The 14,487-nt window shown below is 71.8% G+C and carries 15 protein-coding genes; 12 read left to right on the top strand and 3 right to left on the bottom strand.

The features are described from left to right. Positions 1-296: 296 nt before the first annotated feature. On the top strand, positions 297-1,550 hold the full coding sequence (locus DP939_RS20370; protein ID WP_158578627.1) for an MFS transporter: 1,254 nt from the start codon (positions 297-299) through the stop codon (positions 1,548-1,550). A gap of 113 nt (positions 1,551-1,663) precedes the next feature. On the opposite strand, the gene DP939_RS20365 is transcribed toward DP939_RS20370, so the two are convergent. Then, positions 1,664-3,328, bottom strand: a complete 1,665-nt coding sequence (locus DP939_RS20365) for a fibronectin type III domain-containing protein (protein ID WP_113982320.1) — start codon at positions 3,326-3,328, stop codon at positions 1,664-1,666. Positions 3,329-3,552: 224 nt separating this feature from the next. Between DP939_RS20365 and DP939_RS20360 the strand changes: the two genes are divergently transcribed. The 6 genes from DP939_RS20360 (at position 3,553) to DP939_RS20335 (ending at position 7,524) form a co-directional block, all read left to right on the top strand. Beyond that, entirely contained in the window at positions 3,553-4,704 is a 1,152-nt protein-coding gene (locus tag DP939_RS20360; RefSeq protein ID WP_113982319.1) for a sensor histidine kinase, read from the top strand. Beyond that, positions 4,701-5,360 (top strand): response regulator, encoded by a 660-nt coding sequence (locus tag DP939_RS20355; protein WP_113982318.1) that lies wholly within the window; start codon positions 4,701-4,703, stop codon positions 5,358-5,360. Before DP939_RS20360 ends, DP939_RS20355 begins: the two co-directional genes overlap by 4 nt. Before the next feature lie 90 nt (positions 5,361-5,450). Continuing rightward, positions 5,451-5,855, top strand: coding sequence for a hypothetical protein (locus DP939_RS20350; RefSeq protein WP_147268055.1), 405 nt, complete (start codon positions 5,451-5,453; stop codon positions 5,853-5,855). Positions 5,856-5,858: 3 nt separating this feature from the next. Further along, positions 5,859-6,095, top strand: coding sequence for a helix-turn-helix transcriptional regulator (locus tag DP939_RS20345; protein WP_113982316.1), 237 nt, complete (start codon positions 5,859-5,861; stop codon positions 6,093-6,095). 20 nt (positions 6,096-6,115) lie between these two features. Next, positions 6,116-7,090 carry an NAD(P)-dependent alcohol dehydrogenase gene (locus DP939_RS20340; protein ID WP_113982485.1) on the top strand — a complete coding sequence of 325 codons (975 nt, stop codon included), beginning with the start codon at positions 6,116-6,118 and terminating at the stop codon, positions 7,088-7,090. A 41-nt stretch (positions 7,091-7,131) separates the two neighbouring features. Next, the gene (locus DP939_RS20335) at positions 7,132-7,524 is read left to right on the top strand and encodes an STAS domain-containing protein (protein WP_113982315.1); all 393 of its coding nucleotides are present in this window, start codon (positions 7,132-7,134) and stop codon (positions 7,522-7,524) included. 4 nt (positions 7,525-7,528) lie between these two features. Here DP939_RS20335 and DP939_RS20330 read toward each other — a convergent pair whose 3' ends face one another. Further along, positions 7,529-8,635, bottom strand: coding sequence for an FUSC family protein (locus DP939_RS20330; RefSeq protein ID WP_225878390.1), 1,107 nt, complete (start codon positions 8,633-8,635; stop codon positions 7,529-7,531). 134 nt (positions 8,636-8,769) lie between these two features. Here DP939_RS20330 and DP939_RS20325 point away from each other — a divergent pair, with 134 nt between their 5' ends. Beyond that, entirely contained in the window at positions 8,770-9,315 is a 546-nt protein-coding gene (locus DP939_RS20325) for a DUF1707 SHOCT-like domain-containing protein (RefSeq protein WP_199565286.1), read from the top strand. A 104-nt stretch (positions 9,316-9,419) separates the two neighbouring features. Then, positions 9,420-10,637, top strand: a complete 1,218-nt coding sequence (locus DP939_RS20320; RefSeq protein WP_113982314.1) for an acyltransferase family protein — start codon at positions 9,420-9,422, stop codon at positions 10,635-10,637. Here DP939_RS20320 and DP939_RS20315 read toward each other — a convergent pair. Then, positions 10,631-11,080: a hypothetical protein gene (locus DP939_RS20315; RefSeq protein WP_113982313.1), complete on the bottom strand. Its 450-nt coding sequence runs from the start codon at positions 11,078-11,080 to the stop codon at positions 10,631-10,633. The two genes, DP939_RS20320 and DP939_RS20315, sit on opposite strands and share 7 nt — an antisense overlap. A 238-nt stretch (positions 11,081-11,318) precedes the next feature. Between DP939_RS20315 and DP939_RS20310 the strand changes: the two genes are divergently transcribed. The 3 genes from DP939_RS20310 (at position 11,319) to DP939_RS20300 (ending at position 14,479) form a co-directional block, all read left to right on the top strand. Then, positions 11,319-13,004: a purple acid phosphatase family protein gene (locus tag DP939_RS20310; protein ID WP_199565285.1), complete on the top strand. Its 1,686-nt coding sequence runs from the start codon at positions 11,319-11,321 to the stop codon at positions 13,002-13,004. A 90-nt stretch (positions 13,005-13,094) separates the two neighbouring features. Further along, positions 13,095-13,712, top strand: coding sequence for a hypothetical protein (locus DP939_RS20305; protein WP_113982311.1), 618 nt, complete (start codon positions 13,095-13,097; stop codon positions 13,710-13,712). After that, on the top strand, positions 13,709-14,479 hold the full coding sequence (locus DP939_RS20300) for a HoxN/HupN/NixA family nickel/cobalt transporter (RefSeq protein ID WP_113982310.1): 771 nt from the start codon (positions 13,709-13,711) through the stop codon (positions 14,477-14,479). The genes DP939_RS20305 and DP939_RS20300 overlap by 4 nt, the downstream gene beginning before the upstream one ends. The last annotated feature ends 8 nt before the right edge of the window (positions 14,480-14,487 follow it).

Below are 14,487 nucleotides of genomic sequence, written 5' to 3'. Positions count from 1 at the left end.
TGGTTGGGTCATGCCCGCACCCGGGTTTCGCTCGGTCTAGCGCTCGGCCTAGCGCCAGGCCGTCTTGGCCGGCGCCACAGTGGCGTGGTTGGACGAGTGCACAGCCGCGTTACGCGCCTGGACCTTGAGCTTCTTGACCTTCATCCCGTGTCACCTCCCTCCCGACGCGGGGGCGAACTGCCCTATTTGGTCCGCATCTATGGGGCAGTAATTCACGGAATGAAAATCATTGTCAAGTCTTGATATATGGTCGGGCGGCAATGAGAATCATTCCCAATGACCACCGGGAGGGGCAAGTGGAACCGGCGCGGACACTTCGCGAGCTGCTGTCCGGCAATCGCGACCTCCGCAGGCTCTGGCTCGGCAACCTGGTCAGCGTCTGCGGCGGCTGGTTCTCCGCGGTCGCGGTGTTCGCGATGGTCTACGACCACTCCGGGGCCGGGATGGCGGCCGGGCTGACGCTGGCCGTCCGCTACCTGCCCGGCGCGCTGGCCGGGGTCTGGGGCGGCGTGCTCGCCGACCGCGCCGACCGGCGTACGGTCATGCTGGTCACCGACGTGGCGATGGCGGCGCTGGCCGCCGCGTTCCTGGTCGCCGACGAGCCCGGGCGGCTGTGGCTGGTCTACCCGCTGACCTTCGCCTCGGCGGCGGCCGGGTTCGTCTTCCAGGCCGCGCGCAACGCGTGGATGCCGAGCCTGGCCCGCCCCGAGGAGTACCCGCTGTACTCCGCCGCAGTCCAGGTCAACGGCCTGGCGTTGCAGGCGGTGGGCGGCGTCGCCGGGGGCGTGGTGGTGAGCGTGGTGGGCTGGCGCTGGGCGTTCGTCGTCAACGCCGTCTCGTTCCTGGGGTCGGCCTGGCTGACCTGGAGCGTCCGGGCCGGAGACCGGTACGCGGGCGGGCCGCGCACCGGCTGGTGGCGGTCGTTGCGCGCGGGCCTCGCGGTGGCGGGGCGCACCCGTGTGGTCGCGGCGCTGCTGCTGCTTGAGGCGTTCTTCTGCCTCGGGCTGGGCGGCACGATCACCGCCATGACCTACCTGGCGCTCAGTGTGCACGAGCTGGGCGACGGCGGCGCCGGGTGGTTCTACGCCGTGTCCGGCACGGTCGGCGGCGTGGTGCTCGTCGTGGCCGCCGCCCGGTTGCGGGCGCTGCCCGCGCGCGTCCACCTGCGGGTGATCGGGGTGTCCTGCCTGGCCGAGGGCCTGGTCACGATGCTGCTCGGGCTGCCGGTCGGCATCGCGGCGGCGCTGGCGCTGTGGGGGCTGGTCGCGGCGGCCGAGGTGGTGTACGGCCCGGCCGCGATGACCACCCTGCTCAACGCCACCGCCAACGACAACCGGGGCCGGGTGACCGCGCTGTGGAGCGCCACCGCCACCTTGGGCCTCGGTGTGTCGGCGGCGGTGACGGGCGGCCTCATCGACACGGCCGGGGTCGGGCCGGTGTTCGCCGGGCTCGGGCTGCTCATGGCGGTCCCGGGGGCGGTGTGGCTGGTCCTGGCCCCGCGCCTCGCCCTGCCGGCGCAAGGGCCGCCCGCCGCGGTGGCCCGGACGTGAACCGGCCGGTCGCCTGTGCGGCGACCGGCCGGTCCCGGGGGGTGCCGGAGAGGGCGCCGGCTCATGGCGGGCCCTCTCCGGGGCGGGTCTGGAAACCCGGTGGATCAGGTGGGTCAGAAGCCCGCGGTGATGCGGGTGAACTCCCACTCGCCCTGCGGGGCGCCGCCACCGTTGACGCGGTCGCGGTTCACGGCCCAGTAGGCGAGCCGGGTGAGGCCCTTGGACTTCGCCCAGTCGCGGATCTGGGTCCAGATCTGCGGGGTGGTCAGCTCACGCTGGTCGGAGTAGCCGTTCATGCCGGAGATGCCCATGTGGGCGTACGCCTCGGCGTCGCTCCAGCCGAACGCGCTCTTCAGCGAGTTCTTCAGGCCCTCGGAGGAGTTGACGGTGTCGGTGTACATGTTCGTGCCGCTGAAGTTGAACGGCATGATCGTGTAGTTGTCGATCGGCACGTTCAGCGCCTTGGCCTGGTTGACGAGACGGATGCCGTCGTTGCTCAGGCCGGTCTTGAAGGTCGGGATGGTGACGACGATCTTGACGTTGGGGTTGCGCTGCTTGACGATCTTCAGGGCGTTCAGGATGCGGTCCATCACGGTGTAGTTGCCGAACTCGTCGCTGTTCTCGATGTCGAAGTCGACCGCCGCCGGGGTCACCGCGTCGATCACCTTCTGCACCGCGTCGGCGTACGCCTGCGGGGTGGAGCAGTTCGGGCCGAGCTTGTTGCCGGACCAGCCGCCGAAGGAGATCTCGACGCTGCCGCCCTTGGACTCGATGGTGTTGATCGCGCGGGCGTCGGTGCCGCCGGTCAGCGGACGCTGGCCGTCCCAGGCCGGGTTACAGCCGTTCTGCGCGAGGATGAAGGCCATCGTGAAGGCCTTGACGCCGGTGGCGTCCATGACCGGGCCCGGGTCCGGGGGGTTGCCCCAGCCCATGTAGAGGTACGGGGCGCCGGGCAGCTTCTCGGGTCCGCCGGTGCAGCCGGTGGTCTTGGCGCTGACCTCGCGGCCCGCGGACTCGCCCACCGAGTTGTAGGCCTTGATGACGTAGGTGTGGTTCTCACACTTGGCGAGGCCGGAGATCGTGGTGCTGGTACCGGTCACCTCGGCCCGCTGGGCGGCGCCCTCGTAGACGCGGTAGCCGGTCACCGTGCCGCTGGAGGCGCCCCAGGTCAGCGAGATGCTGTTGTCCGTGGAAGTGGCGGTCGCCGCGCCGGGCTGGCCGGGGGTGCCGGTCCCGCCGGAGGTGCTGGCGGTCACCGGGGCGCTCGGCTCGGAGGTGTTGCCGGCCTGGTCCTTGGCGCGCACGGTGTAGGTGTAGCTGGTGGACGCGGTCAGGCCCGTGTCGGTGTAGGTGGTGCCGTTCGCGGTGCCCACGCGCTGCGTGCCGCGGTAGACGTCATAGCCCGTGACGCCCACGTTGTCCGTGGAGGCGTCCCAGGCCAGCGAGATGCTGTCGCTGGTCGCGCCGGTCGAGCGCAGGTTGCCCGGGGTGCTGGGCGCGGTGCGGTCGCCGCCGCCCTCGGCCCGCTTCCACAGGGCCGGTACGACGTTCGGCTCCCAGCCGGGCAGCGACGTGTGGCTCTGGACGCACTCGTAGTCCTGGCCGTTGTGCGAGACCACGGTGCCCGCCGTGTAGGCGGTGTAAGGCGCCCAGGCGGCCGCGGCCACCTGGGTGTGCGCTGCGACGCCGGAGGCGTCGAGTGGTGCGGCGGTCGCCGCCGCGGACGGGATCGTGGCGCCGGCCACGGCCAGCACCACGGCGATGAGCGTTCGTTTCATCTGGTTCGTCCTTTGGGGGGTTCAAGCCGGGGGGTCGCCTCAACATAAAGGAAAGTTTCCTAACAGTAAAGGGTCTCCGTCGTGTCCGGTCTGACGCCCGCTCGATGTCCCTGGTCAGGGCGCTCTGTTGACGGATTTCCCGCGCCGCCTACCGCGCGGGTGGTAGGCCCGGCTCCGACTTGGTGGGGAAGCGCCCGCGACCTGCCGGGTCATATCGTTGCCGGATGAACAACGCGCAGCTCGGGCGGCCCGCGGCGGTGGACTGGGCCCTCGCGGCGGTGGTGGCCGCGCTGCTCTTCGCCGTGGCGCTGGTCGCGCCGGGCACCGGGCCGGTGGGGTACGCCGCCGTGCTCGCCGGCTCGCTCGCGCTCGTCGCCCGGCGGTCCGCGCCCCGGGTCGTCCTGCTGGTCACGACCGCCGCGATGCTGGTCTACAGCATGGACGCCCATCCCGGCCCGAGCGCCGCCTTCCCGGTGCTGGTCGCGGTGTTCGGCGCGGTCCAGGCCGGGTACGTGGCGCTGCCCGCCGCGGCGGGCACGGTGTACCTGCTCACCGGCCTGGGGCTGACCCTGTCCGCGGACACCGGCGATCCGCCGCTGGAGACCGTCCAGGGAGCGGTGCTGCTGCTCGGCTGGTTCCTGGCCGCCGGGGTCGCGGCGACCATCACCAGGCACCGGCAGGCGTACCTCGAACAGGTCGAACGGCGGGCCGCCGAGGCCGAGCGGACCCGCGAGGAGGCCGCGCTGCGCCGGGCGGGCGAGGAGCGGCTGCGCATCGCCAGGGAGCTGCACGACTCGCTCACCCACAGCATCTCGGTCATCAAGGTGCAGGCGGGCGTGGCCGTCCATCTGGCCCGCAAACGCGGCGAGGAGGCGCCCGCCGCGCTGCTGGCCATCCAGGAGGCCAGTCGTGACGCCGTGCGCGAGCTGCGCGCCACGCTGGAGGTGCTGCGCGACCCCGCCGAGGGCGAGCCCGCCGTCAGCGGCCTGGACCGCCTGGAGGAGCTGGTCGAGCGCGCCCGCGCGAGCGGCGTGCCCGCCACCGTGACGGTCGAGGGCGTACAACGGGCGCTGCCGCCCGAGGTGGACCGGGCCGCCTACCGGATCGTCCAGGAGGCGCTGACCAACGTGTCCAGGCACGCGGGCGGGACCACCGCCTCCGTGCGGCTCGGCTACGACGACCGTGAGCTGGTCGTACGCGTGGACGACGAGGGCCGGGCGAGCCCGGACGTACCGCACGTACCCGGCGTCGGCCTGCTCGGCATGCGCGAGCGCGTCACCGCGCTGGGCGGCACGCTCGCCGCCGGGCCGCGCCCGGAGGGCGGCTTCAGCGTGCGGGCCGCGCTGCCCGCGCCCGAGCCTGAGGAGGCCCGATGATCCGCGTCCTGCTGGTGGACGACCAGGCGCTGATCCGCGGCGGCTTCCGCGCGCTGCTGTCGGCCGAGGACGACATCGAGGTCGTCGCCGAGGCCGCCGACGGCGAGCGGGCCATCGCCCTGGCCCTCGAACACCGCCCCGACGTCGCTCTGGTGGACGTGCAGATGCCGGTCATGGACGGCATCGAGGCGACCAGGCGGATCGCGGCCGACGAACGGCTGAGCGGGGTCCACGTGGTGATCCTGACCAACTACGGCCTGGACGAGTACGTCTTCAACGCGCTGCGCGCCGGGGCCTGCGGCTTCATGGTCAAGGACACCGAGCCGGACGACCTGTTGCAGGGCGTGCGGATCGCCGCCCGCGGCGACGCGCTGCTGTCCCCGGCGATCACCCGCAGGCTGATCGGCGAGTACGTCTCCCGCCGCCCCGAACCCGCCCCGGTCGGCCTGGACGCGCTCACCAACCGCGAGCGCGAGGTGACCGCGCTGGTCGCCCGCGGCCTGTCCAACGACGAGATCGCGGCGGGCATGTCGATCAGCCCGGCGACCGCGAAGACCCACGTCAGCCGGGCCATGACCAAGCTGCGCGCCCGTGACCGCGCCCAGCTCGTCGTGTTCGCCTACGAGGCGGGCCTGGTCGTGCCGCGCTCCCGCTGAGGTTAATGATTCTTGACATCGTGTCCGCGCCGCTTTACATTCACTGGTGTCGGGTTTTCTTTACATCAGGTCTTTCGCGCTGGGAGCGGCATGTCCTTTCAGGAGAAGCGGGCGTGGGTGTACGCGGTGGTCGCGCTGGTCGTGCCCGCGGTCTACTTCGCGACGGTGCTGGGGCAGGCGCCCCGGGTCGCGTACGCGGTGCCGATGCTCACCGCCATCGGCGTCGGCATCGGCGCCAACATCCTCGGCGCGATCGGTTCCGCGATCTTGGCGCCCGCGCAGGCGGGCATCAACGACGAACGTGACCGGAGCATCGATCAGTACGGCAAGCGGGCCGGTTATGTCGTCCTGGCCACCGGGGCGGTGGCGGCGCTCGCGCTGACCCTCGCCCGGTTCGAGTACTTCTGGATCGCCAACGCGCTCTACCTGGCCTTCGTCCTCGACGGGCTCACCACGTCGCTCGTCAAGATCGTCGCCTACCGCCGGGGTTTCTGAACATTGGTCAACTCACCCAAGCCCACCAAGGTCACCAACCAGATCCGCGCGCTGCGGTTCGCACACGGCGAGATGACCCAGTCCGAGATGGCCGACCGGCTCGGCGTCACCCGCCAGACCGTCATCGCCATCGAGAAGGGGCGCTACTCGCCCTCGCTGGAGATGGCCTTCCAGATCGCCCGCGTGTTCGGCGTCCCGCTGGAAGCGGTCTTCCAATACCCGGACACGGCAGACTCCTGAGAGGGAACGTAATGACCACCATGAAAGCGGTAGTCCGCACCGAATACTGCGCGCCCGAGGCATTACGCGTACACGAGGTCGAGCGGCCCGAGCCGGGGCCCGGCGACGTGCTCGTGCGGGTCCACGCGGCCGGGGTCGACCAGGGGGTCTGGCACACCATCACCGGCCTGCCGTACCTCGTGCGCCTGGTCGGCTTCGGCGTGCGCCGGCCGAAGAACCCGCTCGTCGGAATGGACGTCGCGGGCACCGTCGCGGCGGTCGGCCGGGACGTCTCCCGCTTCAAGCCCGGCGACGCCGTGTTCGGCGCGTGCGACGGTTCCTACGCCGAGTACGCGCTGGCCCGCCAGGACACGCTCGTGCCCCTCCCGGCCGGCACCACCTTCGAGCGGGCGGCGGCGGTGCCCGTGTCCGGGCTCGCGGCCCTCCAGGGGCTGCGCGACCGCGGCGAGCTGCGCGAGGGCGAGGAGGTATTGATCTTCGGCGCGGGCGGGGGCGTCGGGACGTTCGCGGTGCAGATCGCCAAGGCGCTCGGCGCGCGGGTGACCGGCGTGTGCAGCGGCGCGAAGACCGAACTGGTCCGCTCGATCGGAGCCGACCACGTCATCGACCGCACCAAGGAGGAGCCGACCACCGGATCCCGGCGCTATGACCTCATCCTGGACACCGGCGGTCAGCGCTCGCTGGCGTCGTTGCGGCGCATCCTGCGGCCCGGGGGCAGGCTCGTCCTCGTCGGCTCCGAGGTCGGCGGGCGCTGGACCGGCGGCGCGGGCAGGCAGATCCGGGCGATGTTGCTGTCCCCGTTCGTAGGCGCCAAGCTGCGCGGGCTGCTCAGCACGACCCGCGAGGCGGACCTCCGCCACCTCGCGGAGCTGATCGAGACCGGGGCGCTGACGCCGGTCGTAGAGCGTTCCTATCCGCTGGACGAGGTGCCCGCGGCCATCGCCCACCTGCGGGCGGGCCGGGCGGCCGGAAAGCTCGTCATCTCGGTCGCCTGATCGGCCTGTTCCGATGGGCCGGTGGGGTCTAATGTTCGGACATGGCAAGCGGGCGGCGGCGGCCGGACGTACCGCGTGGACCCCTGGCGCTGGCACACACGCACCTGCCCGCGGTGACGCTGATCGCGGTGGCGGGCGAGCTGGACTTCGCCACGGCGGGGGAGCTGGAGAGCTACATCGAACGCGCCCGCCGCGACCGCGACCGGGGCGAGCACGTGGTGTTCGACCTATCGGAGGTGCCGTTCATCGACAGCGCCGGGCTGCGGGTGCTGCTGCTGTGCGCGAGCGAGACGCGGCGGCACGGCGGGGAGGTCAGGCTGGCGGCGCTGCGGCACGCGCCCTCCCGCCTGCTGGCCGTGACGGGCGTACGCGCGCACGTCTGGGTGCACGACACCGTCCAGGACGCCATCGCCGCGGCCCTGGGGGCGCGCTGAGCCCTCAGCCCGCGCGCCGCCGCTGGTTCTCGGTCAGCGGGGTCAGCGCCGCGGTCGCCTCGTCGTGGCCCATGCCGGTGGCCTGGAGCAGGTCCACGGCGATCGAGCGGAGCTGGGCGAGGGTGACGTTGGCGGAGAAGCCGAGGTTCGCCGGGCGTTCCCTGGCGGCGACGGCCAGCAGCGCCTGCCGGGCCAGCATCGGCTCGCGCCCGGCGTTCAGTTCGAGCTGGAGCAGCAGCGCCGCCTCCGACACCTCGCGCATCGACTCGGCGAGCGCCCGCGGCGGCGGGCCGGGCTCGCCGAGCGCGGCCAGCGTGCGGCGGGCCAGCACCCGCGCGTTGCGCAGCGCAAGGTCCACGGGCAGCGCGGCCGTCTCGTACCGGGCCAGCCGGGCCCGGTGGTGCCTGCGCAGCGGCGAGATCATGGTGATCTCCTTGCTGTTCACCAGCGCCGCCGTGAACTCCTCCACCAGCGACTGCGTGGTGCGGCCCTTCTCCAGGGCCTCGGCCGCGAGGTCCGCGTCCCGCTGGTCGATCGCGTCCGCCGCCCGCTCCAGGACCGTGGACAGCGCGTCGAGCAACTGGGACAGGTGCCGCCCGGCGATGGCCACCGGGCTGGCCGGCAGCAGCGCGACCGCGATGAGGCCGACGACCCCGCCGGTCAGCGCGTCGGCCATCCGGTCGAGCCCGCCGACGTCCTCGCCGGGCACCAGCATGGCGACCAGCACCGCCGAGGACCCGACCTGGGTCACGAACAGCTCACCGCTGTTCAGCAGCCCGGCCACGCCCATGGCCAGCACGATGACCAGCGCCATCTGCCACGGTCCCGAGCCGATCCAGGACACCAGGAGGTCGCCGATGCCCACGCCCAGGGTCACGCCGACCACCAGCTCGGCGACCCTGCGCAGCCGGTTGCCCAGCCCCACGCCGACGCAGATCATCACCGAGATCGGGGCGAAGAGGGGATGGGCGTGGCCGAGCGCCTGGACCGCGACGATCCACGCCACCGCCGAGCCCACGGCACTCTGCACGATCGCGGGCACCTGGTGACCGAACGTGCCCAGCCGTGTCTTCACCTGATCGCTGAGCCACGTACGCACCCCTCCCAGCATGATGGATGTTTATGACATTGGGGTCACATATGCCCCATATGTCAGCAGTTGACATGACGTCATTCTGGCGTCACCATGGCATCATTATGGCTTTGTCGCCCATGCCCGATGCCGAAAGCGGCTCGCTTGCCGCCGTGTCATCCGATGCGCCGTCCGACTCGCTCATGCGCGTCACCAACGCCGAGCGCGACCAGGTCGTCGAGCTGTTGCAGCAGGCGTTCGCCGACGGCCGCCTGACCTCCCAGGAGATGGAGGAGCGGATCGCCCACGCCCTCGCCGCCCGCTCCCGCGGCGACCTCGCCGCGCTCACCGCCGACCTGGGCGGCGCCGTCGCCGAGCCGGAGAGGGTCGTCGAGCTGAAGGGCACCGGCGGGCGCATCACCCGCACCGGCGCCTGGCGCGTCCCGCGCGCCCTGCGGGTCGAGTCCGAGTACGGCGGAGTCGTCCTCGACCTGACCCACGCGGTCATCGAGCACCCCGTGGTCGAGATCGAGCTGTCGCTCGACTACGGCTCGGCCCTGCTCACCGTGCCCCACGACACCGAGGTCGACGTCGACCGCGTGGAGTGCCAGTGGGGCAGGGTCGTCTGCCGCGCCCCCAAGCGCCAGAAGCCCGGCGGCCCCCGCATCCGCCTCACCGGCAAGCTCGGCTACGGCCGCCTCAAGGTCCGCTTCCGCTGACCCGGCGTGCCGGCGGCGTCGCGCGTGATTACCGGCGAATGACCGCCTGACGCCGGCGCGTTTCCGATATTCACCGGGCCGCGTGCCGCGATTATTATCCGCAGATGGCGACCACCCAGGAGCAGGAGCGGAAACAGGAGTCGCGGGCGGGAAACGATCGGAGGCTGGGCTGGCTGGACGCGCTGCGCGGGATGGCGGCGTTGATGGTGGTCGCCGAGCACGCGCTGGCGCCGTTGTTTCCCGAGCACCGGTTGCCGATCAAGGTGATATTCGAGCCCGGCTGGTACGGCGTGCTGGTGTTCTTCTTGGTCAGCGGCTATATCGTGCCCGCGTCGCTGGAACGCCGGGGCAGTGTGCGGGGGTTTTGGATTTCCCGTTTCTTCCGGCTGTATCCGATGTTCGCCGTCAGTGTGGCGGGAATGGCGCTGCTCGCCGCGCTCGGCTGGGACGCACTCCACGACTGGTGGCAGACCCGGCCCGTGGCGCTCGGGCTCGGGCACCTGACGATGCTCCAGAACCTGTTCGCCATGCCCAACATCGTCAACGTGCTCTGGACGCTGTCCTATGAGATGGCCTTCTACCTCCTGCTCACCGCGATGTACGTGCTGGGCGTGCATCGGCGCAGCGGGATCACCGCGCTCGGGTTCATCGCCGTGGCCGCGCTGGGCGCGGGGGTGCTCCCGTCGGCGCTGCTATCGACCGGCGGGCGGGGACAGATGCTGGCGGTCGTCGTGGTCGTCGTCGTGCTGGCGGCGGCCGGGCTGGTGGCCGTGTTCAGGCCGTCGGGCGGCGTGCGGCGGGCGGGCGCGATCGTGATCGGGCTGACCGTGCTCACGCTGCTGGCGGTCAACCAGAATTACCCCGGCCCGTGGGAGGGGCTGTTCATTCTCGCCACCATGTTCGCGGGCACGGTTCTTTACCGGGCCGAGCGGGCGGAGATCTCCTGGAAACGCGCGTCCTGGGTGGCCCTGGTGCCGCTGCTCGGCATCTGGCTGGCCGGTGACCGGCCGGGATTGCAGGCGGCGATGGCGGCGGCCTGGCTCACTTTCCTCATCGGGATGGCGCTGCGAAACCGTAGGATGCCGGGTCCGCTCACCTGGCTCGGACTGGTCAGTTATTCGTTATACCTGCTCCATCCGCTGCTGCTGGAAAGCGTGCAACATCTCTGGCCGGATCCGCTCGGCCTCGCGATTCCCGTCAGGCTGGGCATTCTGGCGGCCGTGGTCGTGCTGTTGCTCGGCATTTCCGCACTGACCTGGCGCTTCGTCGAAGCCCCCGCGCAACGTCTCGGCAGACGCCTCATGGCCTCCGCCGGTCAGTAGCGGGGGAGCAGGGAGCCGGTCAGCGGGCCGTCGGTGCGGTAGGCGGCGCACATGATGTCGCGGTCGCCGCCCGCCCAGGTGGCCGCGGTCGGCAGCACCGGGTAGTACGCCAGGCCGCGGGCCCGGCCGTCCGGCCACTGGCGGGCGAAGCCGGTCCCGCAGACGCGCCAGGCGTGGGCGGCGAGAGCCGTACGGTCCCAGGGGCCGTCGGCCACCTGGACGAAGCCGTACGCCTGGTTGGCGGCCCCGCGCTCGTCGCACGGGATGTAACGGACGTGGCCGCCCGTCAGATCGGTGAAGCACTCGCCCGGCTCGATGGTCAGCACGCCGGGGGTCTGGGCGTCGAGGAAGGCATCGCCCTTGTCGGCACGGGGTTCGTGCGGAGGGACGAACAGGGTGCCGAGCGCGAGCACGCCGACGATCAGGGCGAGCGGTCGGGGCACCGGGCCTGCCTTTCGGTGATCTTTGGGGGCCAGCGTGGTTCACCTCATCGGGGCGGTGTGAACGGCGGGCGAACGCGGTGTGACCCCCGCCCGACATCTACCGGTTCGTACCGAAATGGATCTTGCGTTAACGCGCCGGACGGCCAATGGACATCCGGGTGTCGACCACCCATGGCTGAATGCCCATGCCCGCCGCACTCACGCCACGGGCGTCACATCCTTCACAGGAGCACCTTCAGTGAACCACCCGACCCTTCCCGAACCGGCCCGGCGCCGCCACGTGCGCCTCGCCGTGCTGGGCACGAGCGCGGTACTGCTAGGCGGCCTCGCCTTCGCCCCGGTCGCGTTCAGCTACGCCGCGCCGCCCAAGCATCCGGCCGCGGAGGTCCACAAGCCCTCCCCGGTGCCGGACCGCGTTATCCTCACCCCCACCACGACCCCCGCCACCAGCCAGAAGGTGACCTGGCGCGCGGAGGCGACCGCGGAGTTCGCGCAGGCGGAGATCCTGGCGGCGCCCCGGGCGCTCGGCCAGGTCGCCCCGCCCGCCGGGGCGGTGACCAAGGTGCAGGCCCAGGCCAGCACCCCGGTCAACACCACGCTCGGGTACGCCTCGACCTACCACACGGTGGAGTTCACCGGCCTCAAGCCCGCCACCCGCTACACCTACCGGGTCGGTGACGGCACGAACTGGAGCGAATGGCACGACTTCACCACTGCCGCGGGCAAGTTCGAGCCGTTCTCCTTCATCTACTACGGCGACGCGCAGAACTACATCGACTCGGCCGTGCCCCGGGTGTTCCGGAACGCCTTCGCCGACCGGCCGCAGGCCAAGATGATCGTCAATGCCGGTGACCTCATCAACTCCGCCAACAGCGAGGAGGAGTGGGGCCAGTGGTACAAGGCCGCCGGGTTCATCGACAGCCAGATCAACAACCTGTCCATCCCCGGCAACCATGAGTACAGCGGCGGCCTGTCGTCGTTCTGGCGGCCGCAGTTCCCCTATCCGGACAACGGGCCCGGCAACCCCGAACTCAAGCAGACCGTCTACTACATCGACTACCAGGGCGTTCGGTTCATCGGCCTGGACTCCAACCACCAGGGCAACGCCGCGCTGATGGCCGCGCAGACCGCCTGGCTGGAGAAGGTGCTCAAGGACAACCCGAACAAGTGGACCGTGGTGACCTTCCACCACCCCGTCTACTCGACCACGGGCACGCGCAACAACCCGCAGGTGCGCGACCAGTGGGGGCCGCTGCTGGAGAAGTACGGCGTGGACCTGGTGCTCCAGGGTCACGACCACTCCTACGGCCGGGGCAATCTGGTCTCGGCGCGCAAGTCCATCACCGTGCACAACGGCGTGGCGTACGTGGTGTCGGTCTCCGGCGGCAAGATGTACGCGCTGAACAACGGCGAGAACTGGACCGGCAACGGCGCCGAGGTGCGCAGCTCCAGCCAGAACACCCAGCTCTACCAGTTGATCGACGTCGCCGGCGACCAGATCAGGTTCGAGGCCCGCTACGCCAACGGCGAGCACCACGACGGGTTCCTGATCCGCAAGAACGCCCGCGGCGAGCGGACCGTCAACGAGCTGCGCACGCCGGAGAACACCGTCGGCGAGCAGGTCACGGTGGACAAGACCGAGGCGAGCCGGTGGGACAAGGTCACCGCGACCGCCTACGGCTACGACCCGGGCGAGCGCGTGCGCGTCCACCTGCGCGAGACGCGCGGCAAGGAGGCCGTGGCGCAGCACGGCGGTCACGGCCGCGACGGTGTGCCGCTGGGTGAGGCCAGGGCCGACGAACTCGGCCGGCTCTCCTACACCTTCCGGATGCCGCCGTGGGTGCGCCGGGGCAGCACCCACCTGGTCTACCTGTCCAGTGAGAACCAGAAGATCACCAGCCCGCTGATCACCGTCACCAGGTGAACCGGGGTGGCGCGGACGCCCGCCCGGCGTCCGCGCCACCGCGTTCTCGTTTCGTTCGTGGAGTCGTTCGTGCCTTTTCGCATACCATCCGTGGCCGCGCTGCTCGCGGCCCTGCTGCTGGGGTTCGCGGCCCCCGCCGCCGCGCATCCGTTCGGGCCGCCCTCGACGGCGAGCCTGCGCGCCGACGGCCCCCGCGTCGAGCTGGCCTGGCGGTCGGCCGAGGACGACTGGGTGGCGCTCGGCCAGTCGCTGGGCGCGTTCGAGGACCCGGCCTCGGGGCCGGTGTCGACCGAGCTGACCGGTGAGCAGAAGCTGGGGCGCTCGGCCGCCGTGCGGGCGTACCTGCTTGAGCGGGTACGGGTGGCGCAGCGCGGGCGCGCCTGCCCGGGGCGGCTGGCGGAGCTGCGCGACCTGCTCGCCGAGGGCGCCCGGTTCACCTTCGACTGCCCGGGGCCGGTGTCGGAGGTGGAACTGACGATGACGCCGCTGACCGACCTGAACCCGGCCTACCGGACGGTGGTGAGCGCGGCGTCGGGGAAGGTGATGTTCACCTCGTCGGCGGGCACCCAGCGGGTGCCGGTCGCGGGTACGTCGGGCGGCCCTCCGGCGGCGGCGTGGGCCCTCGGGGCCGGGACGCTGGCGATCGTGCTGGGCGCGGCCGGAGTACTGGTGCGGCGGCGGGCGCGGCGTGGGCGGGTGGCGGCGTGAACGGGCTGCTGGGGCCGGAGCAGCGGCTGATCGAGCTGTTCGACGGGAACGCGGCCTTCTGGGTGCTGCTGGCGGTGGCGTTCGGCGTGGGGGCGTTGCACGCGGTGGCGCCGGGGCACGGCAAGAGCGTGACCGCGGCCTATCTGGTGGGGGCGCGGGGGCGGTACCGGGACGCGGCGCGGCTGGGGGCCATCGTCGCGATCATGCACACCCTGTCGGTGCTGGTGCTCGCGGTGGTGTGGGTGTGGCTCAGCTCGGGGTTCGCCACGGAACGGGTGACGGCCTGGATGCAGGCGGGCGCGGGCGCGGTGGTGGCCGTCGTGGGCGCGCACCTGGCGTGGCGTCACCTGTCGGCCCGCCGCCAGGTCAATGGTCACGGTCACGGGCATGGGCACGGGCATGGTCACGGGCATGGGCATGGGCACGGGCATGGTGGGGACGCGGTCGATCCCTGGTCGCGGCGCGGGCTCTTGGCGCTGGCGCTGTCGGGCGGGTTGCTGCCGTCGCCGTCGGCGTTCATCGTGCTGGTCAGCGGCCTGCTGACGGGCCGGGCGGTGGGCGCGGTGGCGCTGGTGCTGGCGTTCGGGGCGGGCATGGCGCTCACGCTGACGGCCGTCGGGGTGGCGACCGTGCGCGGGTACGGCCTGCTGTCGGTCCACCCGCGCCTGAGCGTCGTGACGTCCTGGCTGCCGCCGCTCGCCGGGCTCGCCGTCTGCGCGGGCGGCTTGCTCTACATCGCCGCGGCCGCCACCGCCCTGACGGCGTGACCACCCGT

It is taken from the genome of Spongiactinospora rosea, assembly GCF_003315795.1.
Taxonomy (GTDB): Bacteria; Actinomycetota; Actinomycetes; order Streptosporangiales; family Streptosporangiaceae; genus Spongiactinospora; species Spongiactinospora rosea.
This window is presented reverse-complemented; position numbering and strand designations above follow the sequence as displayed.

Bases quoted from the DNA above. Each gene is read 5' to 3' on its own strand.
- DP939_RS20365 (WP_113982320.1), bottom strand. From the start codon at position 3,328: ATGAAACGAACGCTCATCGCCGTGGTGCTGGCCGTGGCCGGCGCCACG.
- DP939_RS20340 (WP_113982485.1), top strand. From the start codon at position 6,116: ATGAAAGCGGTAGTCCGCACCGAATACTGCGCGCCCGAGGCATTACGC.
- DP939_RS20330 (WP_225878390.1), bottom strand. From the start codon at position 8,635: ATGCTGGGAGGGGTGCGTACGTGGCTCAGCGATCAGGTGAAGACACGG.
- DP939_RS20350 (WP_147268055.1), top strand. From the start codon at position 5,451: ATGTCCTTTCAGGAGAAGCGGGCGTGGGTGTACGCGGTGGTCGCGCTG.
- DP939_RS20360 (WP_113982319.1), top strand. From the start codon at position 3,553: ATGAACAACGCGCAGCTCGGGCGGCCCGCGGCGGTGGACTGGGCCCTC.
- DP939_RS20335 (WP_113982315.1), top strand. From the start codon at position 7,132: ATGGCAAGCGGGCGGCGGCGGCCGGACGTACCGCGTGGACCCCTGGCG.
- DP939_RS20320 (WP_113982314.1), top strand. From the start codon at position 9,420: ATGGCGACCACCCAGGAGCAGGAGCGGAAACAGGAGTCGCGGGCGGGA.
- DP939_RS20355 (WP_113982318.1), top strand. From the start codon at position 4,701: ATGATCCGCGTCCTGCTGGTGGACGACCAGGCGCTGATCCGCGGCGGC.